Here is a 2,519-nt window from a genome sequence, read left to right on the forward strand (position 1 = left end):
GGACGAACCCGCTTCGCGGGAGGGGTGCTTGGGGTGAGGTCGCGCCGTATTTGCAAGGCTTTGGGCGAGACGGCGTCGTCATGAGATTGTGAGGTTCCTTAAACGCAAAGGAACTCACCATGGACACTACAATTGCCTCTGCCCCGATCGGTTCGCTGCGCCAGCGGATGGTGCAGGATATGAAGCTTCGGGGTCTTGGAGCGCATACGCAGCAGGACTACATTCGCCACGTCCGATCCTTCGCCGCGTTCCTGGGCCGCCCTCCTGATACGGCGAGCGCAGAAGACCTCCGGCGATTTCAACTCGATCAGCATCGGCGCGCCGTCGGCCCGGCAACCATCAACGCCGCAGTATCGGCACTGCGCTTCCTCTTCACCATGACGCTCAAGCGGCCGGAGATAGCGCTGGGGCTCTCCATCGTACGGTGCGAACCCAAACTTCGGGAAGTCCTGAGCGTCGAAGAGGCAGCACGGCTAATCGAGGCGGCGCCAGGCATCAAATACAAGGCAGCATTTAGCGTGGCCTACGGCGCGGGCCTGCGAGTGTCAGAGGTAACCCACCTCAAGGTCGGAGACATTGACAGCAAGCGCATGGTCATCCGCGTCGAACAGGGCAAGGGGCGCAAGGACCGTAACGCCATGCTCTCACCGCATCTGCTGAATTTGCTCCGTCAATGGTGGCGCGAAGGCAATCGGCGCGGGGTGATGTTACCCCATGGCTGGCTGTTCCCAGGTCGCAGTTGCACTGATCCGATCTCGGCGCGCCAGTTGCACCGCGCCGTGCATGAAGCGGCCGAGTTCGCCGGGATCCACAAGCGAGTGAGCCCGCATACGTTGCGCCACTCATTTGCCACTCACCTGCTCGAGCAGGGTGTCGATATTCGCGTAATCCAGGTGCTGCTGGGCCACACCAACATCGACACCACCGCCATCTACACCAAGGTATCGAGCAAGACTATGCGAGCGGTGGCCAGCCCGCTCGACCAGATCGTCGCCTTGATGGAAGGCAGAGCGCCTCCCGGTTAAACCGGTGCGCACCTCGCTCGAGGTCGCCGATATCTTCCGCGCTGCCGGACCTGCCTATCGGGCGGCCCACGCAGGGCACCTGAGCCTTGGACAGCTCAAGGTCATGACGGCCATCGAGAATTGCCGCACCGCCGCGCTAGGCGGTCACGTCGAAGCCTGCGACGAATGCGGTCACTGGCGGATCGCCTACAACTCCTGCCGCAACCGGCACTGTCCCAAGTGTCAGGGTGCGGCGGCGCGCACGTGGCTCGCTGAGCGCGAGGCCGACCTGCTACCTGTCGGCTATTTCCACGTTGTGTTCACACTGCCTGCCGAGATCGCTGACATCGCCTTCCAGAACAAGGCGGTGGTCTATGATCTGCTGTTCCGGGCAGCGTCGGAGACGATGCTGACCATCGCCGCCGATCCCAGGCATCTCGGCGCACGGATTGGCATCACCGCCGTCCTGCACACATGGGGATCGGCGATGACCCACCATCCGCACGTGCACATGATCGTGCCGGGCGGCGGCATCGCGATTGACGGCATGCGCTGGGTGTCCTCGCGTCCTTCCTTCCTGCTCCCGGTGCGAGTTCTAGGCACGTTGTTCCGCCGGCTGTTCCTCACCCGTCTGCTCGCGCTGTTCGATGTTGGAAAGCTCGGCTTCTTCGGCACCATGGCGAGCCTGGCGGAGCGCAAGGCATTCCTGCGCCATCTTGCCCCGGTGCGGAAAAAACGTTGGGTGGTCTATGCCAAGCCGCCCTTCGCCGGGCCGCAGGCCGTGCTCGCTTATCTGTCGCGCTACACCCACCGCGTCGCCATCTCGAACCGGCGCCTTATCGACTTCGACGAGGCCAGCGTCACGTTCCGGTTCAAGGACTATCGCCGCGATGGGCAGGAGCGCCAGCAGGTCATGACCCTGACGAGCGACGAGTTCATCCGCCGCTTCCTGATCCATGTCCTGCCCCGAGGCTTCCACCGCATCCGACATTACGGCCTGTTGTCGAGTTCCGCGCGCAAGGACAGCCTCGCACTTGCCCGAAAGCTGCTGAATGCCGAAGTGCCAATGATCAAGACTGAAGCCGACCAACCGACCGACAATCGCCCGCCGTGCCCGTGCTGCGGCGGACACATGACCATTATCGAAGCTTTCGCGCGCTGGTGCCAGCCCCGCGCACCGCCATCACCCATACCGTCCATCCGGGAGAATGCGTCATGATCCGGCATGGCCCGTACAGTATTACGGTCACGCGTAACGCGCGCTGGCTGGCGAAGATACACGGGTCCTTGCCATGTTCTCAAAATCGAACGGCCAGTCGATCCGTGAAATCCGAGGTCATCGACCAACTCAACCTGCTGGCAAGCGTCGCTCCAGCCGTTGGAGCAATTAAACTCGGTGACTCGCGCCAGTCACCCAGGAACATCCCAGAGCCTTTTTACCCATAGATCAGTGTATGGGGCCCGCGGGTTCCTCCATGTCAGGATTCCGTACGCAAGCGCCCGAAATCCTTGGAC

At 62.5% G+C, this 2,519-nt stretch carries 2 protein-coding genes; both read left to right on the forward strand.

Annotation, left to right across the window (positions count from 1 at the left end; translation table 11 throughout):
- Positions 1 to 119 precede the first annotated feature (119 nt).
- Positions 120 to 1,025, forward strand: coding sequence for a tyrosine-type recombinase/integrase (locus tag BM052_RS19190; RefSeq protein WP_091149469.1), 906 nt, complete (start codon positions 120 to 122; stop codon positions 1,023 to 1,025).
- Positions 1,026 to 1,029: 4 nt separating this feature from the next.
- Positions 1,030 to 2,223 (forward strand): IS91 family transposase, encoded by a 1,194-nt coding sequence (locus BM052_RS19195; RefSeq protein WP_091149470.1) that lies wholly within the window; start codon positions 1,030 to 1,032, stop codon positions 2,221 to 2,223.
- Positions 2,224 to 2,519: the final 296 nt, after the last annotated feature.

This window comes from Novosphingobium sp. CF614, assembly GCF_900113255.1.
Taxonomy (GTDB): Bacteria; Pseudomonadota; Alphaproteobacteria; order Sphingomonadales; family Sphingomonadaceae; genus Novosphingobium.

Bases quoted from the DNA above. Each gene is read 5' to 3' on its own strand.
- BM052_RS19190 (WP_091149469.1), top strand. From the start codon at position 120: ATGGACACTACAATTGCCTCTGCCCCGATCGGTTCGCTGCGCCAGCGG.